Annotated in this window: 18 protein-coding genes and 2 pseudogenes; 7 read left to right on the forward strand and 13 right to left on the reverse strand. The window is 55.4% G+C overall.

Going from position 1 to position 21,940, the window contains the following annotated elements; all coding sequences use genetic code 11:
- Positions 1-52: 52 nt before the first annotated feature.
- Both HGP17_RS14765 and HGP17_RS33730 read right to left on the reverse strand, forming a co-directional pair.
- Positions 53-1,258 carry an adenylate/guanylate cyclase domain-containing protein gene (locus HGP17_RS14765; protein WP_168810178.1) on the reverse strand — a complete coding sequence of 402 codons (1,206 nt, stop codon included), beginning with the start codon at positions 1,256-1,258 and terminating at the stop codon, positions 53-55.
- A 424-nt stretch (positions 1,259-1,682) separates the two neighbouring features.
- A pseudogene (locus tag HGP17_RS33730) lies at positions 1,683-1,886 on the reverse strand (IS5/IS1182 family transposase); the annotation flags it as partial.
- A 120-nt stretch (positions 1,887-2,006) separates the two neighbouring features.
- Between HGP17_RS33730 and HGP17_RS14770 the strand changes: the two are divergent.
- On the forward strand, positions 2,007-2,450 hold the full coding sequence (locus HGP17_RS14770; protein WP_168810180.1) for a hypothetical protein: 444 nt from the start codon (positions 2,007-2,009) through the stop codon (positions 2,448-2,450).
- Between the two features lie 168 nt (positions 2,451-2,618).
- On the opposite strand, the gene HGP17_RS14775 is transcribed toward HGP17_RS14770, so the two are convergent.
- Positions 2,619-3,779: an MFS transporter gene (locus HGP17_RS14775; RefSeq protein WP_168810182.1), complete on the reverse strand. Its 1,161-nt coding sequence runs from the start codon at positions 3,777-3,779 to the stop codon at positions 2,619-2,621.
- Positions 3,780-4,203: 424 nt separating this feature from the next.
- The gene (locus HGP17_RS14780; RefSeq protein WP_168810184.1) at positions 4,204-4,947 is read right to left on the reverse strand and encodes an SDR family oxidoreductase; all 744 of its coding nucleotides are present in this window, start codon (positions 4,945-4,947) and stop codon (positions 4,204-4,206) included.
- 199 nt (positions 4,948-5,146) lie between these two features.
- On the opposite strand from HGP17_RS14780, the gene HGP17_RS14785 reads away from it, so the two are divergent.
- A complete protein-coding gene (locus tag HGP17_RS14785; protein ID WP_246704104.1) occupies positions 5,147-5,935 on the forward strand; it encodes an AraC family transcriptional regulator in 789 nt (262 codons plus the stop codon).
- 175 nt (positions 5,936-6,110) lie between these two features.
- On the opposite strand, the gene HGP17_RS14790 is transcribed toward HGP17_RS14785, so the two are convergent.
- Positions 6,111-7,121, reverse strand: coding sequence for a serine hydrolase (locus tag HGP17_RS14790; protein WP_168810188.1), 1,011 nt, complete (start codon positions 7,119-7,121; stop codon positions 6,111-6,113).
- A gap of 58 nt (positions 7,122-7,179) precedes the next feature.
- Between HGP17_RS14790 and HGP17_RS14795 the strand changes: the two genes are divergently transcribed.
- Both HGP17_RS14795 and HGP17_RS14800 read left to right on the forward strand, forming a co-directional pair.
- Entirely contained in the window at positions 7,180-7,737 is a 558-nt protein-coding gene (locus tag HGP17_RS14795) for a GNAT family N-acetyltransferase (protein ID WP_246704105.1), read from the forward strand.
- A 90-nt stretch (positions 7,738-7,827) separates the two neighbouring features.
- Positions 7,828-8,331 (forward strand): DUF2199 domain-containing protein, encoded by a 504-nt coding sequence (locus HGP17_RS14800; protein WP_168810190.1) that lies wholly within the window; start codon positions 7,828-7,830, stop codon positions 8,329-8,331.
- A gap of 167 nt (positions 8,332-8,498) precedes the next feature.
- Here the strand turns inward: HGP17_RS14800 and HGP17_RS14805 are convergent, their stop codons facing one another.
- The gene (locus tag HGP17_RS14805) at positions 8,499-9,059 is read right to left on the reverse strand and encodes an AAA family ATPase (protein WP_281412761.1); all 561 of its coding nucleotides are present in this window, start codon (positions 9,057-9,059) and stop codon (positions 8,499-8,501) included.
- Between the two features lie 315 nt (positions 9,060-9,374).
- Positions 9,375-10,751, reverse strand: a pseudogene (locus HGP17_RS14810) (IS1182 family transposase).
- Between the two features lie 916 nt (positions 10,752-11,667).
- On the opposite strand from HGP17_RS14810, the gene HGP17_RS14815 reads away from it, so the two are divergent.
- Positions 11,668-12,219, forward strand: coding sequence for a GNAT family N-acetyltransferase (locus HGP17_RS14815; protein WP_168810192.1), 552 nt, complete (start codon positions 11,668-11,670; stop codon positions 12,217-12,219).
- Positions 12,220-12,263: 44 nt separating this feature from the next.
- On the opposite strand, the gene HGP17_RS14820 is transcribed toward HGP17_RS14815, so the two are convergent.
- The 5 genes from HGP17_RS14820 to tssI all read right to left on the reverse strand — a co-directional run bounded on the left by HGP17_RS14820 (position 12,264) and on the right by tssI (position 17,719).
- Positions 12,264-12,563, reverse strand: a complete 300-nt coding sequence (locus tag HGP17_RS14820) for a PAAR domain-containing protein (protein WP_168810194.1) — start codon at positions 12,561-12,563, stop codon at positions 12,264-12,266.
- A 130-nt stretch (positions 12,564-12,693) separates the two neighbouring features.
- Positions 12,694-13,653 (reverse strand): hypothetical protein, encoded by a 960-nt coding sequence (locus HGP17_RS14825; protein ID WP_168810195.1) that lies wholly within the window; start codon positions 13,651-13,653, stop codon positions 12,694-12,696.
- A gap of 13 nt (positions 13,654-13,666) precedes the next feature.
- On the reverse strand, positions 13,667-14,317 hold the full coding sequence (locus HGP17_RS14830) for a hypothetical protein (protein ID WP_168810197.1): 651 nt from the start codon (positions 14,315-14,317) through the stop codon (positions 13,667-13,669).
- A complete protein-coding gene (locus tag HGP17_RS14835) occupies positions 14,317-15,267 on the reverse strand; it encodes a DUF4123 domain-containing protein (protein ID WP_168810199.1) in 951 nt (316 codons plus the stop codon). Before HGP17_RS14835 ends, HGP17_RS14830 begins: the two co-directional genes overlap by 1 nt.
- Before the next feature lie 4 nt (positions 15,268-15,271).
- Positions 15,272-17,719 carry a type VI secretion system tip protein TssI/VgrG gene (gene tssI, locus HGP17_RS14840; protein ID WP_246704106.1) on the reverse strand — a complete coding sequence of 816 codons (2,448 nt, stop codon included), beginning with the start codon at positions 17,717-17,719 and terminating at the stop codon, positions 15,272-15,274.
- 322 nt (positions 17,720-18,041) lie between these two features.
- On the opposite strand from tssI, the gene HGP17_RS14845 reads away from it, so the two are divergent.
- The gene (locus HGP17_RS14845; protein WP_168810201.1) at positions 18,042-18,770 is read left to right on the forward strand and encodes an AP2/ERF family transcription factor; all 729 of its coding nucleotides are present in this window, start codon (positions 18,042-18,044) and stop codon (positions 18,768-18,770) included.
- Between the two features lie 786 nt (positions 18,771-19,556).
- Here HGP17_RS14845 and HGP17_RS14850 read toward each other — a convergent pair.
- Positions 19,557-19,949, reverse strand: a complete 393-nt coding sequence (locus HGP17_RS14850) for a hypothetical protein (RefSeq protein WP_168810203.1) — start codon at positions 19,947-19,949, stop codon at positions 19,557-19,559.
- 188 nt (positions 19,950-20,137) lie between these two features.
- Here HGP17_RS14850 and HGP17_RS14855 point away from each other — a divergent pair, with 188 nt between their 5' ends.
- Positions 20,138-21,835, forward strand: a complete 1,698-nt coding sequence (locus HGP17_RS14855; protein ID WP_168810205.1) for a hypothetical protein — start codon at positions 20,138-20,140, stop codon at positions 21,833-21,835.
- Positions 21,836-21,940 lie beyond the last annotated feature (105 nt).

The following is a 21,940-nucleotide window of genomic DNA, read 5'->3' on the forward strand; positions in this document are numbered from 1 at the left end:
GCCGGGGATGTAACGGAACGCGGCTAATGATGACGATTTTAGTTTGTGTTTTTCAAGAATCCGAATGGATCGGCCGGTCGAACGCGCCCGTCCAGGTATAGATCTCGGCCTGTTCTTCAACGCCCCGGAGCTTGAAATACCCCGCCAGCCGGAAGGCGCCATCGGTCTGAGCGGCAAACGGCGCCGACGCCAAGAGATTGCTCTCCAGCGTATCGGCCAGTTTCTCTATTCGCGACGCCTCGTTGACGGCTCGCCCAATGACAGTGAAATCGAGCCGTCGGTCGGTGCCAACATTGCCGTAGAATATTTCGCCAAGATGCAGCACTATGTCGACGAGGATTTCAGGCTCGCCGCGCTCTCGCCTGCTCAGATTGAGCGCGTCGTTCGTTGCGATCGCCCTCTGCGCTGCCGACATCGCCACGCGGCAGGCTTTCGCCGTATCGGCGCCCTGCACTGGGAAGATTGCCAGTAGGCTGTCACCCATGAATTTCAGAATCTCGCCACCCTCTTCAACAACTGGCTGGCCGATCTCATCGAAATGCTCATTCAACCAATTGACGATTAGATGCGGCTCATGCTTCTCATTGAGCGAGGTGAAACTCTTGAGGTCGGCAAGCAGAATGGCGGCATAGATCGATGCGCCCTCGCCTCGCTGGATCTGCCCGTTCAAGATCAGCTCACTTGTCCGATCTCCCGTGTACACGGCCAGCACATCCTTCGCCACTCGGGTCAAGGCGATTCGCAGGCAGGCCAGTGAAAGCGCAGGCATGACGCCTTCAAAGCCAGCCAGTTGGCTCTCCGAAAAGCCGCCCGGTTGATCGGTCGCGACCGAGAAACTTGCTCCTGCTAACGCAGTATTGCCCGGAAAGGGGGTGATCTTGATAACGAAATCGGTGGCGCCGAGATCGCTCAAATCCGTGAGAACCGGAAATGGCGGCGTATCGGCGTCGGCAGGAAGGCTCCAGCGCATATATTCTAGCTGGTTCTGCAGTAGGTAGAAGATCGGCGACCGCCGAAACAGCGCCTCACCCTCGTCGCCGTGTTTCTGCGCCTCCCTGGAGATCCCGGTATCCCGGCACCAGGTAACCGAAAGACCACGGCGCTTAGGATCGATCGACGGCATGCCAATCGAGGCGCGCAGCAGCGGAAAGCCCTCCTCGGTCAGGCGCAGTGCAAGCTCTTCCAATAAAGCGTCGATATCGTCGGCGACAAGTCCTTGCGCGATAACCCAGGCAATCAAGTCGGCCAAGCCGTTCATCGAATCTCTCCGTTGCCCCTGATGATATCGCATAATTTCCACTAACCCGAAACTCGGACACCGCCGTCCAACCTGGCCGTCACTGTGAACCTAATCGTAAGATTCCGCGTCCAAAAGTTCAGCAATCTAACGCGACAATTAAATCGAGATTGGTCATCTCATCGGCTTTGGGTTCGATTCAAGCCAAGGCATGGATTTTACGATGTTGAAATGCTGGTCGGACGCCTCATAAACTTCGATATTCATTGTGCTAAAGGTCAATGCTTTGTTGATCTTCTTTGACGACCATGGGAGAATTTCAGCGCACCGCAACCTCGTGCAGCAATGTCTCCTATTGGCGGATATCGTTGAAAAACTCGCTGGACTGGCTGCCCATCCGCTCAAATCTGATCTCGGAACGGGATAGGCGTAGCATATCCGTGGAATAGCCGATTATCAGCATTCGCATCATCAGCTCTGGATCAATCGAGGGGCGACCCGTCGAACTGTCAAAAGGGTTCAATCGCGCTCGTACACTCTCAAGGTCGAGATGGCGGTCGATCCCGCGTAGCAGTTGTTCGGTGGGAACGTGATCATCGATACAAAAATCGTAGAAGAGCTGAGCCGGAGGTGCGTGACATCCCATCATCGCTCAATCCTCCGCAAATCAATGCGGCGATTGAATCACGGGACATGAAAGTAGGCAATTGGCTCACCTGCGCGGTATCAATTCTTGTCCGCGTTACATGAAATGTGCAAAACTCTCTGCATGAAGATACGGTCGATCACCGCAAATTTGTTCAGCTTTGAAGGAGACCTGGATTGGACAAATCCTGTCGCGATCCGAGTCGAATTTTCCAATAACTTTGTAGTCAGGGTGCGCTGCTCCAGCGATGGAGAGAGTGTCATTGCTGACCAGCATGCTCTTGATGGCCTCACGAACATGGATGAGTTTGGAAGGATTGAGGTACATTATCTCACAGACCGCATCGACAAAGTCATTCTGCGCTCTGATATCGTCTCGGTGAACGAAGTCCTGGACGAAAACAATAGTGTCGTCGGGCTAGCCTTCATTGATGACCACGAAACGAGGCTGTGCATCTGGAACTACGGCGATGAGCTCCATTACGGGAACTTCACCACAATGGCTGGGCAGGATTGGGGAGCAGCACTACGGGTCTCCCAAAAATCCATATGCATTGGCCTAGTTTAGTTTAACGCCGCGAGTCGCCTTCGCTGGGGCAGCCGATCAGCTTTTTCAACGGTATCGGCGCGAAGCCGCTGATGTCCACTATCGGCCCTAAGCGGACATTCTGACCGGTCCTCGGAAGACTGAGGTGTGGTGGAAAGGGACTGACACCTCATGCTGCAGAACCGCACATCAGGCGCTCGTGACGCTGCGTAATCCCCCGGATGGAGCCCTTCTCGCCCAGACAACCGCCAAGAGGGACAAAATACCCAGAATGAGCGATCCCCATATTAGCGACCCCGGTGTTCCGTCGTAGCTCTGCCCAATAAGTGAGCCGAGCAGCGTCGCGCCCAGGGCTTGGATAGCTCCAAATGCCGATGCGGCGGTGCCCGCAACACGTCCCAAGTTCTTCATTGAGATAGCGCCCAACGTGGCATCGGCCCAGGTAAACATGGCCATCATCGCGGTGATCAGGACTAAGAATAGCCAGAAAGACAACATCCCCATGGTCAGCATCAGCACCATCGCAGCCGCAATCCCAACATAAGCTGACACGGCAATCAGGCCGATTACCTGAGCACCGTGCCGCCGAATGACGAGCGAACAGACAAAAGCTGCACCCGACTGGACAATGGCTGTAGCTGCCATCGCAAAGGCGAAGTATCCCCCAAGCCCGAACGCCTCTCCGTAAATTGGTTGGGCCGTGGCGATGAATCCATATAGACCGCCGAGCAGAAACATGGCGGCTAAGCCATAACCAATTGCGTTGCGGTCGTGGGTGATAATGGCTAGGCCCGCCCGGATTGAACTAAGGCTCAGTGGCCGCCTATTTTCTGATGCCAGCGTCTCCGGCAGTCTACACCATGCCCAGACCAACACAGCCAGTCCCAGAGATGCCATCGTCAGGAAAATTGCCCGCCAGCCACCGACCATCAAAATGCCTTGGCCAATCAGAGGTGCGAGGACCGGCAGAATGAGGAAAGCCACCAACGACAGCGACATGGCCTCAGCCATCTCACTGCCGGAATAGTGGTCCCGCAACATGGCTTGGGAGAGCCGCGTAGTTCCGACCCCGATTCCCTGCATTAGACGAAGGGCGAGCATCATCTCCATGCTTTGTGCGAATGGGACAATCAGTGACGCGACCACAAACAAAGTCAGTCCAGCGAGGATCGGCAGCCGACGCCCGTAGGCATCCGCAACCGGCCCAATCAGGAACGCTGAGACGGCGGCGCCCGCTAGGAATATGCCGACGGTCCACTGCGCCAGATTGGGCGCAGTGGACCGCATCGCGCGACCAATATCTGGCAGTGCGGCGAGCATAATGTCGAGAGCAATTGAACTGAGGCCCATCAAGGCAGCGACAAGCAGGACGAGTTCGCATCGTCCCAGACGAGTTGCGTTGGAGATTTAGTGCACCTACCGGCAGCGACATGACCGTCCAGACCAACCCCAGATCGTGCGGTCGCTACATAGCAAAATTTGCACGGAAACGATCGATCCGCAACTGGCTGCAAACTTTCAACGCACAGTTTTCCCTTGCTGCTTGAGTTGCAAGGCCCTTTGTCCGATCTGATATAGAATGATCACGACATCGAGCATTGTGGTTATGTCTGCTATCGGCCCTAAGCGGTCATCAGGCGGCGTTTGGGCCCCGGATTGCAAAGCTTCTCCGGGTCGATAGTTTACAGGCTTGCGACGTTCCGGCGATGCCCCAAATCTCGTCGCGTCATATCCTTTTGGCGAGCGACATTCCCCTGTCGCCCGCCTTGAAAGATCACCAGCCGTAGGGCGCGATCTGTGGTCCGTCTCCATCGTGGAAGAAGCCGCCCGTCGGCCCTATCCAATCCAGTGTGGCAAGCCGAATAGCGATTGCGGCTCCCTGCTCAACCGTACGCGGCGCACCTGGGCCGCCCATGTCGGTCGCAACGGAGCCGGGGCATGCCGCGTTCACCTTGATACCGGTCGTCAGCAGCTCCTTCGCCAGCTTGACCGTAAACATGTTGAGCGCAGCCTTCGACGCCGAGTAGCCCATCGCGGCCAGGTTCCACGTCGGGGCCTTCATGTCGGCAGTGAGCGTGATGGAACCAAGTCCGCTGCTCATCATCACGATACGTGCGTCGGTCGCCTTTCTGACCAGCGGAAGGAAGGCCTGCGTCACGCGGATCGTTCCGAAGACGTTGGTTTCGAATTGCGCTCTGATCTCGCCGACATTCTCGTCGCTCGGCTGCGTTCCGAGGCCCGAACCAATACCGACGTTGTTGATCAGCACGTCCAAATGAGGCGTGTGTTGGCCAACTTTCTCGACGGCCGCACGTACGCTGGCATCCTCGGTTATGTCTAATATTACCAAATGGGCGTCGATGCCCTCCGCTCGTAGCTCCTCCTCGGCCTTCCGCCCGCGGCCCTCGTCGCGGCAGCCCAGCCAAACGGTGAATCCTTTTTTACCGAGCTGGCGCGCGATTTCGCGGCCTATTCCCTTGTTCGCGCCTGTAACCAATGCAGTCCGTTTTGTAATCATTGCATTCTCCTTGTTGCCAATAGGAGATATGAACAGTGGTCGCGCCGCGCTTTCCTGATAGTTTCAAAATCTTGCCTGATCCTACCAACTGCATTACCTTGGGCGCATGACACAATACGCGCCCATCGTAGACAGGCTACTCGATCAAGTCGGGCCATTCGTGAGCCGGCTGCCCGGTACTCACGCCTCTGAGACGCCCATGCCACGACTGAAGGTTCTGTCCAGCACCGTGCCTACATCACCGACGCCCGCGCTGTTCCGGCCGATGTTCTACGCTGTTCTGCGTGGCACGAAGGTTCTGTCGCTCGGCAACAATCGCTTCGAACTTTCCGCGGGTGCGTGCGCCGCCACATCTTTCGGGCTGCCATTTGTGGGGCATTTCGAGAAAGCGAGCCGCGCTGCGCCCTATGTTGCCGTCAGTCTCGATCTGGATGTCGATCTCCTCGTCGACGTCATTCTCCAGATGACGAGATGTGAAGACACTTGGGTCTGTTCCGCTTCCGGCGGCCAGCTCGCAGGAGCTGTCGGAGAAGCCTTCCTGCGTCTCATAGCGCTAACGGATACAACAGACGATCTGGCTATGCTCGGACGACACTATGAGCGCGAGCTCTACTACCGTCTTCTGCAGAGCTCGATGGGAGACACCCTTCGGCAGCTCGGCCAGCGCGACAACCGGCTGCGTCGGATCAAGGCGGCGGCGGACTGGCTCTGCTCGAACACGGACAAGCCCATCGTCATTTCCGATCTGGCGGAAACGGCGGGTATGAGCGTGACGTCGTTCCATCGACACTTTAAAGCCGTGACCGGCCATAGTCCTCTGGCGTTCCAACGTCAGATGCGCCTCCTGGAAGCGAGACAGCTACTTGCCGCAGGCGGCCTCAGCGTTGCGAAGGTCGCCTTCTCGGTGGGCTATGTCAGCCCGTCGCAATTCAGCCGGGAATACAAGAGCATGTTCGGAACGCCTCCAGCCAACGATCTCGCACGATAAGGGATGGCCGAGACATCCGGTGTGGGTGCCGCGCCGTGAGCGAGATAGAACATCCGATTGAGGAAACCGACCGTCTCGATGCAACTGGGGCCTCAGGCGGCTGCACCGCAAACGGAAGTTCCATGTAGACCTCTGCGTGAACGACAGCGTGTCGCCCTCTACGCCATGACAGCGTCTAGCCCAAAGCGGAATTCGAGCGAGGTTGCGCCTCCAGGATGAGCCTAACAAACTCCCAAATCTCTAGGTTCTCCGCCGCGCTTCGTTGCTTAGTTTCCGCCAAATGCGCAATGACAAGTTCCCTACCCGGCATAACGGCAATCATCTGCCCATATGCGCCGTGCGCAAAATATCGAAAGGGAGGCATGTTTTTGCGGTATCTTGATACCGTCCCAGTCTGCGCTTCACCGTCATGGCCTGTCGTCCACCACATATATCCATAGCCGTTTGAGCCGTCGAAGGAGTGCGCTCTGACGCTTTCCGACACCCACTCTTCAGGGACGATTTGTTTGTCGTTCCAACGGCCTCTATTTAGGAAAAGGAAACCAAAGCGGGCAAGATCGCGACTTGTCATGTGCATATGATAGGCCGGGTGCCATGACTGCTCACCAGTCAAATACGATCCATCGCTCGATGTAAAATCTTCCATTCCGATGGGTAGTGCGATGTCACTATAGAGACCTTCAAAGACCGACTGACCGGTTGCCTTCTCGTAAATGCTACCTAAGGCGTTGAAATCCCAGTTATTATATAGCCAATGCGAACCGGGAGCATTGCTTCCACGCGGCGGTTTCGCGGCTGTCATCTCTGGAGTCTCGGCTAGCGCGGGATGGTAGACACCAGAGCGAGCTTTGAGCAGATCACTTACCGAAGCTTCTCTTTCGCTATCGCTAAGCTCCTCGACATCGTCAATCTTTAAGTCTCGTAACGTGTCCCCCAAACGAATGCGCCGCCGTCCAACTTCAATTCCGATCAGGGCACTGAGAAAACTCTTCCGGATGGATCGGATAAGCACCTTTCGCGATAGATCGCCAAGCTGGGCAATAATCTTGCCTCGGTGTATAACCACGCAAGATATGCAACCGAAAGAGCTGGCTGAATCATAGGCTCTCGAAATCAAGTCCCGATCCCAGCCATTGCCTGGCAGATTGTTAATTTCCCAACTACCTACCGGACAATCGCGTCTCATAGCTGTTTCCACACTCTAATGATCGGCGGATAGGTTGCCCGAGAGTCGCGACCAATTAATGACCGCGCTTGGCGCGAAGCCGCCGACGTCCACTATCGGCGCAACGCGGTTGAGATGCCACGACTATGCACTAGACAAACGCCAACCTTTCACACAGTCTCGCGCAATGATTGCAATAGTAGAAATCCTCGCCACCGAGCCAACTTCAGACGAACGTGCACAGCTGCTGAAGCCGCTAATGGACTTCAATAGCAGCCACACGGCGACCGTACCGGAGTGGCCCCATCTCTGTATCGTTTTAAGGCAACCAAAGACCGGTGAGATCGTCGGTGGGCTTTACGCGTCCGATGAACTCAACTGGCTGTTCGTCAAGTATTTGGTTGTTCTTGAAGCACTCCGAGGAAAGGGGCTTGGTCGTCAACTGATGGGAGAGGCGGAGCGCATCGCACGCGAGCGCGGGTACCGGGGCATCTTTCTCGACACCTACGACTTTCAAGCCAGACCATTCTACATAAAGCTTGGCTATGAGCAGTTCGGGGAACTCGACGGAGACGAGCGGACGCCACGACGGTATTTCCTGAGAAAGCTGTTGCCTTCGATGACCTCGACTGTTTGAGACGGAAATGGACTCCTTTAGGCCCGAAGCAGCCATTGCTTGTCAAGCGAGCACATGCGATGCAAGAAGTGCTTGTTAACCGGGGGAAATATGAGCGATCACTTCATTTGTTCGGTATGTGGCGTCCGACATGAGGGATTTATCACCGATCGGGCCTACAAACTTCCTGATGATGTTTGGAGCATTCCGGAGGCCGAGAGATCGGAAAAGGCAAAGTTCGACAGCGATTTTTGCCAGTTGGGCGAAAGATTCTTCATAAGGTGCATTCTACTCGTACCATTTTCCGACTGCTCTGGTACGTTCGGCTGGGGAGTTTGGGCGGAAGTCGATTGGCCCACCTTCGAGAGATATATGGAGCTGTACGAAGTGGACGGTTCAGCAGAGCCTGCACATAGGGGGCTCCTGGCGAACGAAATCCCCGGTTATCCGCAGTCTCTGGGCAAAGGAATTGTAATTAATTTTGGAACCGCGTCTTCACGCCCCACCATCCGCCTCACCAGCGAGGATGATAGCCAGCTTGCGGAGGAACAGCGCCAGGGAATGGACCATACTCGACACCTCGAGATCATAGCTTCGATCGAGGCTACTAACTGACTGGACGCGCCGAACGGTCAATAGTACGCAGCTGTCAACACGTCAGCATTCGGCCCAGACCAGTCATTGCTCGTCGCAAAAATCGGTCGTGAGTTACCGACTTTTGCGAGTGAGTTTAGCGACGAAGATTTCCCTAAAGTTCAATCTAAGTGCTTCCGTTATGGAATTCAGGAGTTGCGCGACATTGCCCGCAATCTATCCGCCATAAACTCGGCACGCTGCTCAATCCCCACTAGAGGGAGCTCGACAATCTGATAGCCAAGTCGGGTATAGGTTTCAGCCATGATCATGCCTGTCGCCTCGGCTTCTTGCCGATCTTGCTTGCGCTCGGTGTCCTGCGTGAAAATGGCGTCCCAATACGGTGCGAGAAAAACCTGCTTGTTGTAGGGATAGATTTCCGCCGCCGCCTCTATATGAGCCGGAACAGGAAGATTGCAGAGTGTGAGATAGCCGACAACATCAGGTATCCCGCGATCCATAAGGACAGGCACATCACTTGCGACAGCCTCCTGATAAGAACGCAACTCCCAACCCAACATGAGTTCAGCGAACATAGCTCGATCCGCCCACGGCAGCGCTGGCCCGTCAATCCTAACCTGATCTTGTATGATCGCTCTGCCTGCTTCTGGCATTGTGCGGAAGCCGCGCTCGGCCATCGCTTTAATCAGACTACTTTTGCCGGAACCGGGGCCACCGGTAACGACGAACATATGTTCGGCGAAAGCCATAGAAACTCCTTCCGCGTGTGCGGTGAGATTACATTAAGTTGAAGGGTGAAGTGCATCCGTGCCCGCATTCAATGTGGCAGACGATGCAAAAAAGGGCTGAACCTGATACTATCTCAAGCTTGCCCAGCGTCAAAGTAGAGCGCCTGAAGGGGTAAGTCTAGGGAATTTTGCGACAGCCGCTACGTCTTCTTCTGGCAGATTTCGTTGAAAAACTCGCAGGATTGGCTACTCATCCGCCCGATTTCGTTTTTCCGGGCGGCGTACCTATGCTTATGTGCCCTGCGCTGTGGCGCAGGACCTCAATTCATGTCGCTCTCACGCAGCAATAACGCCAGATGGCGGCGTTTGTGGTCTGAGTTTTGCCAGCCTCCTCAGGTTCTGCGCCGTTGCGGCAAGCAGGAATTCGTCTCGCGCACAACATGGTCCCCGAAGTCAAAGACGCGCCACCCGTAGAATGCGTTTGAGATGCGCGAAGAGCATCTCGACTTTCTTCCGGCGGTGACGCGACAGTTCATATTTTGGTGTAGCCGCAATTGCTCTGGCAACATCACGCGCATCTTCATTGAGATCGCGGGGCACTTTACGCATAGGCGTCTTAGGACAACAACACTGCTTCAGGTCACAGACATCACAGTCCTTTTTGCTGGCACGATAAATCCGTGTTCCTTCGGCCGTGATCCCTGATCTCGGCGTATCGTAAGTGCGGTGGAACTGCTTCAGCTCGTTCCCGGCAGGACAGATGTATCGCGCGTTCTCAGCTTCCCAGGCGAAATCCGAACGTGAGAAGGTGCCGTCTGTGCGGTTCGACTTGTCAAAGACAGGAATGTGCGGCGCGATCTTCTTCTTGACCAGCCATGCCAAGTTATCGGCGGAACCGTAAGCACTGTCGGCAGCCACATAGTCCGGCCTCAAGCCAAAGCGATTCTCGGTCCTTTCGAGCATCGTGCGGGATGCCCCGACTTCGGCTTGGCGGATCGCACGCGTCGCCTCCACATCGACAATGACACCATGATCGGCGTCTATCAGATAATTGGTTGCGTAGGCGAAGAAGGCATGGCCTTTGTGAGCGCCGGTCCATTGGGCGGCAGGGTCAAACGGGGAGATGAACTTTGGCGTCACTGGCGACGCAGCACCGAAAGCGGCATCATCGAGAACAGCCAGATACTCCTGTACCGAACGGCTAGCGTCTTCCTTTGCTTCCCACTCGGCTCCTGGTACCGAACACTGCTTATTTGCATCCTCTGCTATAAGGCTGGCATCGACGGCAAATCCTTCCGCGCCCACCAATCCCTGAGCGAGGCATCGCTCCACCACCGTTTCGAACATATGTCGCAGGATATCGCTCTGCCGAAACCTGCCGTGGCGATTCTTCGAGAAGCTGGAGTGATCAGGTACCTTGCCGTTCAATCCGAGGCGGTAGAACCAGCGGTAGGCGAGGTTGAGATGGACCTCTTCACACAGCCGCCGCTCCGAACGAATGCCCATTGCGTAACCGACAATCAGCATCCGCATCATCAGTTCGGGATCGACCGAGGGACGGCCAGTGCTGCTATAGAAAGGCTTCAACTGCTCTCGAACGCCATCAAGTTCGAGATGACGGTCTATTCCACGCAACAGGTGCTCGGCGGGGACGTGATCATCAAGGCAGAAGTCGTAGAAGAGCTGCCCCGGAGTTGCCTGACATCCCATCATCGCCCAATCCTCCGCAAATCAATGAGGCGATTGAATCACGGTATGGGAGCACCGACAACGCAAATTCTGAAAGCGATTATCGGGAGCTTCATATAGAAGGAATCCTTCTCGCCCGCTTACTTGTCGACGAACAGATGACAGATCGTTATGCCCGAATACACTCCAATCAACACTGGCGTCTCCATGGAGGCAAGCCTGAGTGACTTAGCAAACTTGCGTTGGGAGGCCGACGGAATTGAAGCGGATTTTATTGTACCGCATGATTCGGAGCATCTTCTACGAATTTCCTTCAATCGAGCATGCATCGTTCGACTGGTTGATGAGATGCCACTAAGCACTGAGCATGAAGACAGTCTCAATTCTGGGCTGGTATCAGAGCATTTCGCATATTCGGTAACCGGAGCCACGTTTGAACGCTCACAATCAGAAGCGTGGAAGGCTTCCGTTGGCAATACAAAACATTACCGGTTTATTACGGGATGGGCATGCATGGATGTTCTCTCGTCGGCCTTTCCGACTTTTGAATTGGTAAGTTCCTAGCTCCGCTCTGCCGTATTTTGACATTAGTCTTTACGAAAATCCGATATTTGCCGAAATGTTCGAAAGCGAGAATATCCCGATGGAGTTTTTCAACAGTATCGGCCCTAAGCGGACTTTCCATCAAAGGAAGTCGAAAGCTCATTTCCTCTAGGTTCGCATATTGGCAATGGTCATCTCGCTCAGATCGCGAATAAGCCCACTGACGTCGCCCCCAAGTTTTATCCAGTTTTGAGTTTGCTCCAGCGGTCGTGTGAAGCGCTCCCCGATTTTGGGCCAGACCACGAGAACCGGAAAACCTGATATACTTTGCGGACCTTGAACGGAGCCCCCGGGCCTGAACCAGGCTAGAGAGATTGAGCGAATGGACGGGAGTTGCATGGAATTCACGACCGCAAGAAATTCAGACATAGATTTTATTTCAAGTGGCTTTTCTGAGATCAAGACGCTCCCCACCATAGAAGGAGGTCCAGCCTATGCAGACCCTGGCTGGATAGCATCCAGATTGGAATCAAGAATTGATCCGCTGTATCAGTTGAAGCAATTTTCTATTGCGAATATTAATTCACATCGAGTTGGATTTATTCAAATACTTGATTTTGCCTTACTTAAAGACCACTTTCGTTTCCATAAGGCACTTGGATTATACGATGTGAATGAGGAAGTATTAAACTTCAAAAAACCACTTTCGATTATCAATTCAATCTATGTCTGCAAGGACTTTAGGCGGCGCGGCATAGGTAGGGCGATGATAGAACAGGTTAAAAACAATCGCGAACGCAGCATTGGAATCTTTTATTCGAAATATAATTCTGAGAATATTGAATTCTACCTAAATTCCGGATTTGTGAAATTTATTCCTGATTATAACAATATCAAAAGAAACCAGGAAATTTTCCTGATGGTGGACGAAATTGCTTCGAGCGACTGACACTAAGTTTGACAGAAGCCATCCTTCCCAAAGGAGACAAATACCTATTCGAACCTGAGCCAGGCTTCACCTTCTACGAGCCGACCACCATGCTCGCAGGCATCGCCCATGCGTGCAACCTTCTTGCCGTTGATCGTGGCTACGGACGAGCCGCCTGTAATCGCTGCCGTCGTCGGAACACCGGTACATACGCATTTATCGCCGACGGTCGCGAGAGGAACGCCGTTCACCTTGACGAAGCCTTGCTGGCACGATTGCACCGGCCCACCTACGTGGGGCTTCGGACCTGGATCGCACATCGGACAGACGTGCATTTGACCCTTCAATGTTGCCGGGCTTCCCATTCATATCCCTCACAAGTCATATGCGGGTTCGCCCGCTTCGTGTTCAACGGTCACCGCATCGGGACGCTATTTCCTGAGCCAGATGTGACCAAGCTAAACATCACCTCGCTCTGCTCATCACTTTCCGGGTTTATGCTTTAGGCGTGAACAGCTTCGTGCCGGGGCAAACAAAACGCATCCATTTCTCACCGTCAAAACGTGCGATGTCGTCATAGCCAAAGGACCACAACACATCGCCGATAGCCTGCAAACGATGCGCATTCTGCAATTTCGGAACAAGCCCGGTCTCGACCTTGGACAAGGTCCCCGAAGCATAGGTGTAAATCGCATTTACCGAGTTCACCCAGACTTGCCCCTTGAAAAAGGCGATGGAGAGGAATTCCTCATAGCAACCCAGGTTGCCAACACTGGTAAATCCACTTTGGGCGCTGCCGTGAAGAAGGGCGCCATTTCGACCGCAGGCCCACACCGTCCCGGAGGTGGGATCGGCCGCGACCGCGTTAAGCCAATCGCCCGACGGGTTGAATTCGTCCACCCAGATGCCATTGCTTCTGGAGCAGATCCGGCCTCTGCCACCCATTCTGGTCACGGCGTAGAATGACCCGCCCGACGCACACATGTCGGTTACGTCATAGTCATCATTGATGGACCCGAGCAACCCTTCGTCGAAATGTTCCCATTTTCCGGGGGCGATGCGCCGGTAGATTTGGCCAGCCAGGCCAAATGCGAAGAGTTCGTTGTTAAGCTGTTTGATTCCGCCGAGATAGCCAAGACCCAGGCAGCCGGACTTGTGCAGACCGGCATCGGCGATGTCTTCCTCGATACGCGTCGGAAGATGGAACCAGACCTTTCCTTCTTCCGAAACGCAGACAAATGCCGGACGGTCCATGTCATCCGACTTGAACGTGCAGATGTCTCTGAAGATATCCTGGATATTCTCCAGCCCCCATTGGCCATCGGGTGTGCCGATGTCTTTAAGCACGATGAGCTTGGTTGGCGGTTCGAATGGATCGCTGTCGCCAACATAGGCCAGGAACATGGCCAGATGGGGGTATTTGGCAAATCCGTTCCGAAAGCGTAGATAGTCCAATTTTCACCTCGCTTTATTCCAGTCCGTCGCCAATGCCACGTCCGAACAATCTGTCTATTTGATTTTGGTTGGGAAGTGGGCTCTTTTGATGCCTGATGGGAGCGTCGTCACCCATCTTCTCGAACGCTTTATCGACTTGGGACTTCAGGTCGCCCATCTTCCCTTCGCATTCCGGCTTCACCTTCTTGATCGCGTCCATCGCAATATCTTTGACCTGACCAAGCGTAGCGCCCGGCCCAAGGTTTTTGACCGCCCGATCCATCAGTTGATGTACACTAGTGTGTTCGGTATCATCAAGGCAGATGCTTGGCCCGTCATCCAGCGAGGGCGCGTTTGGCAGCCGCAGGCTGTCATCTAGTCGTTTTCCGGCTCGAATCACATAATCGGCAATGATGTGGTGTTTCTGCTGGTTCTCGCCGCATTTGAGTTTGTTGTACTTGTCAAATTTGCATTTGTCTTCTGGCGGGCAATTACCTGTTGCACAGGTGGCGGTGTCGGCCTTGGTCTGCGCGTCAGCCTGTGTGTCCGCATTCGGGGTATCCGAACTCAACCCAACGGCCAAAAGGATACCGCCGCCGATCCATGTTGCGGCGTTGACGAGCGCGGGACCCCAAACCGGTGCAGTTTCTACTACGAAATACCCTGCAGCCACTGCGGGAGGCATTAGCGATTCTCCCTTGCATAATTGAGACTGGCCTGAAGCAACAGCTGTACACGCTTGTCGGGAGAAACAGCGGGATCGCGCGCCGTCATGACTTTGACGACGTCAGGATTTGTCGTGAGTTTGCCTGATGTCGCGACCTGCATATAGCTCCACCGGGCAAGTGCGGCCTCGCTTTGAACGCCGTATTTGCGCCCCTCATTTATGTAGCCTTGCGTTACCGCGGACAGTTCGGCGTCGCTCATGGCGGCCGTTTGCGATGGGGCGACATTGCGCAGGTAATTGCAGATCCGCCGCTTCGAAGCCTGTGCCATCAAATCGTTCGTGGCCGATATCTCACTTGGCGTAATAGCAAGCAGGCCTTTCGGCATGGGCGGGAGGTTGTTGGACTTTGTCACCCGCTTCATACCGCCATAGTCTGTGGCATTCATGAAGATGGTCGTCGCCGGGCCGAGAATTCGTGCGAACTGCGACTTCGTAAATGAATGCAGCAATGATCCCAGTACGTTCGGGTCCCAATGGCGGAACAATACACGCTCATAGACAACTTTCTTGCCTGATCGGCCATCATTGCCCGCGATGCGGTCGTCCGGGACCAGAATCCGGTTGAGGGTTCGCAGGTGCTTGTAGAGCGCCGCCTCTCCGGCCGGACATGACCAGAACACAGCACAGGGCTTTTCCAACGCAAAGTCTGCAACCTGATCGCAGATATGCCTGTTGACGAGCGAAACCAGCCACGGTCCGTCGCGCCGCCACTTGGGATCGCCTCCCGCGAGGAACAATGACCGGGCGGGAATGTCCAGACTGAGCAACTCATGCTGCAAATCATCGAAATGCGCGCCATCAAGCACGGCAAACGCTGGTCCCGCCGCCATCATGTCGGCGAGTCCCGTACGAAAACGCGTTGAGAACGCGTCCTCTTCGGCTGGCATTGCGGTTTGCATGGCTGTCATCTGTTCAGGTCCTCACAAAAGGTGTTGAGGACTTCGCCATCAACCTGGGACAAGAGGGGCCTTGGCCCGGTCCGCCCTTTCTAAAGTCAATTTGGTCGCCTTCGATATCGATCTTAAGGGCGTGAAGCTTGATGCCTTGTTTGTTGATGGCAATGTAGCCGCCTGGAGCGGACAAACGAATCTCGGTACCGGCGTAGATCTCCCACACCTTGGACTCACCGTGAAATTTCTCCCCCGAGGCGATGTTGTAGAGTTCGCCGACCTGGACATTGATCTTTTTGCCGACGTTAGTGTGCTGTTCTTTGCCCACCTTTTCAATAAATGTTTGCCCCACATGTGTGACTTTACTCATGCCGATCTGTTCGACGCGGGCAATACCAATGCTGTCATGCTTGAAGGTACCGGCTACGGTGTACATCATCCCCGGCAGGGAAAAGAGACCGCCGACATCCTGGCCCACGCCGGCTCCGGCTCCGGCAAGAGCCGTGCCAGCATCTGCGCGGGGGCTGGGACCGGACACCACGCCCTCCCGTGCGCTCAATCCCTCGCCTGATAGGAATCCCAGTGCCGAGGAAGCAATCGACATGGCGAAGCCACCAAGTTCCGCGCCACCGCCACCAGCGATCTGACCCGCCTGCTGCAAGAGGCTGGCGGTTTGCCCTGCGAGCCCGGCTACACCGGCGAGCGCTCCGAGAGCGCCAGCACCGGTCCCTCCCACGGTGAGGTGATAGGAGCCTCCGATTTCATGCTTCTGGTTGTTGGCGACCTCGACCGATCGATTACCTCCGACGGAATGAACGTCGTGGCTGTCGATACGCGCCGTGCGGTCGTTGAGCACACGGGTCGTGTGGTCCTTCTGGGCATGGAAAAACATGTTCTCCCCGCCCGTCTTGTCTTCCAGCGAAAATTCGTTGAAGCCAACGCTCTTATGGGAGTTGGAGCGGAAGGTCGAACGTGTCTTGTTCGCCGGCAAATCGTAAGGCACTGTTTGCTTGGCATTGGGCGCGAGACCTAAGACCACAGGGCGATCCGGATCGCCGCCGATGAACGCAACCATTGCCTCCTGACCGATACGGGGGATGATCTGTCCGCCCCAGGTCGACCCAGCCCATGCTTGTGAGACCCGTATCCAAGGGCTATCGCTTCCGTCCTTCTTGGCCTTGCGATCCCATGGCATCCAAAGCTTAATCCGACCATGCTGATCCGTGTGGATCTCTTCTCCTTCCGGCCCGGCGATAAAGCCAACATGCACGCCGTCGATGCGCGGCTTTGAGGTGGTTCGGTGTGGCGTCGCCGGGACCCGGGCTGGCAGTGCAACAAAGCGGTTGGAATATTCCGGCTCATCCTGATCGGCCGCCTCGTAGGAATGATCGCGCGCACTCACCTCCAGCTTGTGGACGACCATCTCTTCGAACTTGTTGGCGGGATTGGCGACATCATAGGGCTGGAATTTCTGGCCGACCTCCAGGGTGCGGACGGTCGAAGCGCCTTCGGTGAGATTGTGATCGACTTCGGTGGCCTGCATGCGCCACCTTGATTGCTTCTCCACCTCGGTGCTGTCGATGCCTTCGGATGCGGAGCCGACCCCGTAACCGCCGACGACTGAACCGAACTCGAACAGCTCGTACTTCTGATTGCCGTTGAGTTCGATCAACGAGGGAGCGTTTGCCGTGGGAATATCGACACGCAGGAAATTGTAATCCGCACCCGTGCGACGACCGGGAGAGTATTCGAAGCGCTGCAGCCAGTTGTTGATATGGTTGCGATCGGAACTCCCGAGAGCATAACGGACCTTTCCGTCTGCCTCATTGGTGGGCTTGTCATAACCGGATTGATGATCGGCAAGGACAAGGACGTGCTTGGCCGAGACCGCTCCTTTATGGCCACCCTCATGTCGGAAATAGTAGAAAATCCCGTCTGCTTCGAGACGACGAGTGAGGTAATCGAGATCCGTCTCGCCAGCCTGGACGGCATAGACCATCGGCTTGGGTTGATGGATCACGCCCGATACGTCCGGCGCGGGCAAGCCGTGTTCGGAGAGCAACATCTGTGCAACATCGATACTCGACAGATGCTGCCATGTGCGCCAGTCCGATTTCTGGCTGAGCAGAAACAGTTGCGGCCTGATCACCAGCGTATAGGCCCGCCCGCCCCTGGTCAGCGGCGGGCCGGCCGTCACGCTCTGAACGAGCCCGTTCCAGGTCTTGCGCTGTCCTTCTCCGATTTCCAGCGACACGTCGGCAAGCGTGGCAATCAACCTCTTGGGGTCTATCTCGCCATCCTTGGCACGTACATCGATGCGCAAGTCGAACAGTTCATTGATCCCGGCTCGATAATAGAGGCGTTCTGCCAGAAGGACATCGGCTCCCAAAACCGTTTCAATCCGGAGGGTTCGATCAACCTGCGAAAAACCTTCGCTCATCAGCGTATCGCCAAGTTCGTCAAGCGCCATTCCCGCGTGCTCTCCCGAAATTCACAACGTATGATCAGCAAGGCGTGATTACGATGCGAGTGCCACCAGTGTCCGACGCAATCTAAGATAGGTGCCGTCCTGGAAATTCAAGACCGCGATAAACGAAGATTTGACGCCCCAACAGCTCAGCCTGATTGCAGTACGGGCGCGAATTCGAAGTCTGGAGATAGCACCCACATCTATGCTCTCAAGCGCCTACCGCCTCGGGGTGGCATCGCTGGCGCATGGCGAGTGATGCTGCGTCGACAGGGGCGGCACATCAATCGCACCTTTAAGGATACCGCTTACGGATCTGCTGACGTTGCCTTCGAGCAGGCACGCGACTATCGGACGCAATCATGCACGCTTTGCCGCCGGCAACCCTGAGAGAGACGGCAAACTGCCTGAGAAGCGACAACACAGCGGCGTATCCGGCGTCTACAAGGCAGATCATCCTCAGCCGCGATGGGTCGCCTACATTTCCTCTCCCGACGGAGCAAGGACAAAGAGCTTTTCGATTTCAAGGTATGGTGATGTCGACGCAAAACACCGTGCGATCGTGAAACGGCAAGAATGGCTCGCGGATACTCCTTCAGCCTTTCACATCGTCGGCGAGGAATCCGAGGCGGTCGCACTCAGACAATTTCCCGAACGCCTTGAGCACGTCCCCAATGTCGCAAGTAGTCATCTAATGACTCGCGAGGCAATCGACGAAATTCTAGCAAAAATAGACACGGATTCCGATGCTCAGCGTCCCCTGCGGCTTCGAGTAACGGTCCATTATGATGCCAATTCCCGACTGAGGGCCATGGTCGCAAACAACAAGCCTTCCACACAGATGAAGCAGATAAGCGTTGGTACACAACGTCACCTGCTCGACAAACCTTTGGCACTGATGGGTCGTCGACTTCACCGCGCCATCACTGAGCTTTGCGGAGAGGATGTCGCTGGGGCGTTTCGGACTGAGCACGCAGGGCGCTTACTAGATCCCGACTTGTTGGACGAGAAACGGAGCGCAAACGTTGTGGTTTATGTCGCGGAACGCTCGTGATGCGATAGACAGAGATCTATCATACAACTCCAATACTGTATCCGGCTTACCATAACCAACCAAAGCTCGATGGTATCTACGCTCTTGAAAGGATATGAACCACCGGCTATGTCATTGCGAGGACCGTAAAAGCCTATTTCTCCAATAAGTTGGCCTCAAGCCGTGGCCTCAAGCTCGATAAGGGCATAACTTGATCACTTACTGTGCAGCGTGAGACAGACCCTGCCCCCTATCTTTACGCCAATTTCATCGCCAACGCTAAAGCCGATACCTTCGGTCGGTACAGTCAGCCCAACGGTAATCTCGCCAGCGGTCTAATCAAAACCAGGTGCGCTAACCCGAAAATCGAACTGCCTGACCTGGCCACGGAAGGCGATATCGGCGTCGGATGCACGAGCAGGCCTGAGCTGCCCACCCGAATGAGCAGTTGCCGTGAAATTGGGGGGCGGCCGACTGACGACAACATGGACGCGATGGTCCGCCCCTCCCCCTTCGAGACACGATAGCCCCGCTTTTCCTGATGCCTTTAATCACACCTGGCGCGCCGTTGCCATCGCGTGCGCAGGGGACTACCACTGGCCGACGCTACAGGCGGCCTGTACAGGTTCATCAACTCGGCATTGACAAACACAGTATGCAGGGTTATATAGAGCCCACTTGTTTTCGAGGTGGGAACGGCTTCCCCACGCGCCATTCGCAAGAGTGGTTAGTAGTCGAAAGACCAAGAGATGCGGACGTTAGCGCCCGCCGAAAACAATCTAAAAAACCCGCCTTATGGCGGGTTTTTTACTTTGTGGCGACAATGAACTTTTTCCGTATCCGGCGTTCCAGCTTGTCCCGCGCAATGGGATATGTCGATTTGACGATGTAATTGCCATCCTTGGTCTGTTCCAGATGAACCGCCACCAGGATGATCACCTTATCGACCACATGCTCATAGATCAGCTCGACGCCAACATCCTTGTGCTGGGGCGCCTGCCCCACATGGGTCGGGGATTGCACGGCGCGATCGATGTAGCGCAGGCAAAGTGCAAACTCTTCCGCATGGCCTTTGATCGCATGCTTTTGCGCTGCGACCGTAAAAACGACCTCTCCGGGGGCCGCCATTATTCCAAATGCCTTTAGCGTTTCGACGGGCAAAGGCCCAAGTTTCAGAGGCGTTAGCTTGTTATAGGACATTCATGCAGCTCATCAGGGTCGCTTACCCAATGCGCAACCGCACTGCGGACAATAGGTATGTTCAACGCGAAATGCACGGGTAAAATGGGTCTGCCGCAACGGTCCGGCACAAATTGCCAACCTCCTCTGGCAAAGTCATAGATCGTAGTATTCGCAACCCCCGCCTAACCTGATCCAAGAGCGATGCCATGCCCCACAATAACCAGAAGGCCGCCCTTGAGGCGTTGAGAGCGTTTGAGAAAGAGGCTGACAAGGAGGTGGCGGCGCTATCCATCTGGGGGTTGTCGTTCCGGGCGCTGTATTCGAGAATGCTCCTGATTGCCGATGCAGCGTTCAGCGGCGGACGATTTACCGGACATCGCCCACCGGATGCTGAGAAGGGTGCCACCACGCTGGCGCGTCTCTCGCTCTGCAGGGGCTATCTCAGTCGCACTGGCGCAGCCACGCAGAAGACATTGCGCAAGGATCTCGAGACGGTAACACAGCAGATGCATGCGGAGATCGGGAAGACGTTGATCTATGCCCATTTCAGCGAGCTGATGCCGTTCGCACACCGCGGCGCCTTCTGGGTTGAGCAGACGGGGGATGGCTTCCGTTTGTCATATCCGACCGAAGCCGCGGAACGGTTCGAGGCGCTGGACGTGATCGCCAGCGAACTCGCTTTGACCGTACTTGATAACGACTTTCGTGTTGATGTGGCGTGCTATCTGCGCATGATAGACACGTGGCCCCGCGGAGGAGGAAAAGACTTCATAACGAGCCTCCGCGCGGCCTACGATTTCCACTTGAACGGTGTTCACGAGAACATTTTTGTCGGCGCGACAGCCTATGAGCGGGTACTTGGATTCACCCATGATGAATTCCAGCGGGTAAGGGCGGCACTGATGGCCTATGCCACATGGTGCCTCAACATGGCGAAGGCGGCGGAAGCCGGCGCTATTCAAGAGCGGGGAAAGACGCGAGTTCGCTACCTCCATACAGTCCACGAGTGGGTTGCTCCGCTTCATTCGTCGAAACAGGTACTGAGCGTGATCGATCAGCTCACCAAGGTTCCACGCAACCGTGTGAACAAGATCCTTGCATATTTTCAGGAGCCTGCAGTAGGTGGCCAAACGATCTCCGGCGACGGCTATCTGGCGCCGATCCAAGTCCTTGGCGACGCATTTCTCTTGTCACCGCGCTCGCTGCATCTGATGACGCCGGAGCGGAATATCCTCTTTGTCCTTAATCAAGTCGGTCGCAAGCAGTTCGACGAACTAGTCTCGGCAGAACTCGAGCCTTCACTGCTTGCCCATGCGCGGCCCATTTTCGAGGCCCTGCCTGGCGTCGTGAGCAAGCCAAATGTCATCTGGGATGGTCGCGAGATCGATCTGGTTGCGTATTGCCAGAAGACCAATTCGGCGGTTCAGGTTCAAGCGAAAGCGGCAATTCCGGCGAATGGCGCCCGCATGACCCGACAGGTGGAAGCCAACACGTTGAAGGCCGTCGAGCAGCTTCAGAAGATTGAAGACCTGAGCCCGGCTGAGAAGGACGAGATGATCCGAAAGGAATTCAAGGTCCATGCCGAGAATGTCCGATGGTCGTCGGCAGTCCTGTCTCGGTCTTCGTTCGGCACCGTCAAGGCCTGGCAAGCTATGGAGGGCCGCGCCGCCCTGAACCTGCAACTGCTGCAGGGCATCGCCAACACCGCCGCCGGTGAGGAGGCATTCGATCTTGCCACCCTTCCCGAGCACGCCATGAAGTCGATCAGCGATATCGCGGAAAAGGGTGTCGTATCCTGGCGTGAGGAAACGCTCGACGTGTTCGGGACAAAGATCAAGATCCCGCTTCTCGACCTCGATAATGAGGAAATTACTCGATACCGGGCAGCATTGATACGGCGCTGAGATAATGAGGGCATCGTCCCGACCTGATCAGTGCCAAAGGCGGGCGATCATTCCGGGGCGGAGCAGATGTGTGTTCTCTGCGAAGCGGACTGGCGGCTTGCGATG

The sequence above is a fragment of the Rhizobium sp. P38BS-XIX genome (assembly GCF_012641435.1).
Classification (GTDB): Bacteria; Pseudomonadota; Alphaproteobacteria; order Rhizobiales; family Rhizobiaceae; genus Rhizobium.

Coding starts and splice junctions, on each gene's coding strand:
- HGP17_RS14815 (WP_168810192.1), top strand. CDS start 11,668: ATGGAATTCACGACCGCAAGAAATTCAGACATAGATTTTATTTCAAGT.
- HGP17_RS14785 (WP_246704104.1), top strand. CDS start 5,147: ATGCCACGACTGAAGGTTCTGTCCAGCACCGTGCCTACATCACCGACG.
- HGP17_RS14790 (WP_168810188.1), bottom strand. CDS start 7,121: ATGAGACGCGATTGTCCGGTAGGTAGTTGGGAAATTAACAATCTGCCA.
- HGP17_RS14805 (WP_281412761.1), bottom strand. CDS start 9,059: ATGGCTTTCGCCGAACATATGTTCGTCGTTACCGGTGGCCCCGGTTCC.
- HGP17_RS14765 (WP_168810178.1), bottom strand. CDS start 1,258: ATGAACGGCTTGGCCGACTTGATTGCCTGGGTTATCGCGCAAGGACTT.
- tssI (WP_246704106.1), bottom strand. CDS start 17,719: ATGGCGCTTGACGAACTTGGCGATACGCTGATGAGCGAAGGTTTTTCG.
- HGP17_RS14770 (WP_168810180.1), top strand. CDS start 2,007: ATGAAGATACGGTCGATCACCGCAAATTTGTTCAGCTTTGAAGGAGAC.
- HGP17_RS14800 (WP_168810190.1), top strand. CDS start 7,828: ATGAGCGATCACTTCATTTGTTCGGTATGTGGCGTCCGACATGAGGGA.
- HGP17_RS14795 (WP_246704105.1), top strand. CDS start 7,180: ATGACCGCGCTTGGCGCGAAGCCGCCGACGTCCACTATCGGCGCAACG.
- HGP17_RS14780 (WP_168810184.1), bottom strand. CDS start 4,947: ATGATTACAAAACGGACTGCATTGGTTACAGGCGCGAACAAGGGAATA.
- HGP17_RS14835 (WP_168810199.1), bottom strand. CDS start 15,267: ATGACAGCCATGCAAACCGCAATGCCAGCCGAAGAGGACGCGTTCTCA.
- HGP17_RS14775 (WP_168810182.1), bottom strand. CDS start 3,779: ATGGGCCTCAGTTCAATTGCTCTCGACATTATGCTCGCCGCACTGCCA.
- HGP17_RS14850 (WP_168810203.1), bottom strand. CDS start 19,949: ATGTCCTATAACAAGCTAACGCCTCTGAAACTTGGGCCTTTGCCCGTC.
- HGP17_RS14830 (WP_168810197.1), bottom strand. CDS start 14,317: ATGCCTCCCGCAGTGGCTGCAGGGTATTTCGTAGTAGAAACTGCACCG.
- HGP17_RS14820 (WP_168810194.1), bottom strand. CDS start 12,563: ATGGGAAGCCCGGCAACATTGAAGGGTCAAATGCACGTCTGTCCGATG.
- HGP17_RS14855 (WP_168810205.1), top strand. CDS start 20,138: ATGCCCCACAATAACCAGAAGGCCGCCCTTGAGGCGTTGAGAGCGTTT.